Genomic DNA, 524 nt, shown 5'->3' with positions numbered 1-524 from the left:
AGCAAAGGAAACCCTAAACAAAACAAAAAGACAACCCACAGAATGGGAGAAAATCTTTGCAAATGAATCGACTGACAAGGGATTAATCTCCAAAATTTATAAACACCTTCTGCAGCTCCATACCAAAAAAATAACAACCCATCAAAAAATGGGCAGAAGATCTAAACAGACAATTCTCCAAAGAAGACATACAGATGGCCAAAAAACACATGAAAAGATGTTCAACGTCACTCATTATTAGAGAAATGCAAATCAAAACCACTATGAGGTACCACCTTACACCAGCCAGAATGGCCATCATCCAAAAGTCTACAAACAATAAGTGCTGGAGAGGGTGTGGAGAAAAAGGAACCCTCCTACACTTTTAGTGAGAATGTAAGCTGAAGAACACGATGGAGTTTCCTCAGAAAACATATAGAACTACCATATGATCCAGCAATCCCACTCCTGGGGTTATATCCAGACAAAACTATAATTCAAAAAGATACTCCATCAGAAATTGGCACACTGTTGTCAATCAACTA

The 524-nt window shown here is 38.2% G+C and carries 1 protein-coding gene; it reads left to right on the top strand.

Annotated features, from left to right (window positions below):
- A partial coding sequence (locus ACLJQF_RS48875) for a hypothetical protein (protein ID WP_410617530.1) occupies positions 1-241 on the top strand: 241 nt, incomplete at its 5' end.
- Between the last annotated feature and the right edge of the window lie 283 nt (positions 242-524).

This window comes from Amycolatopsis sp. lyj-109 (assembly GCF_046548995.1).
GTDB lineage: Bacteria > Actinomycetota > Actinomycetes > Mycobacteriales > Pseudonocardiaceae > Amycolatopsis.
Note: the sequence above shows the minus strand (reverse complement) of the source record. Positions and strands in the feature narration are given on the sequence as shown.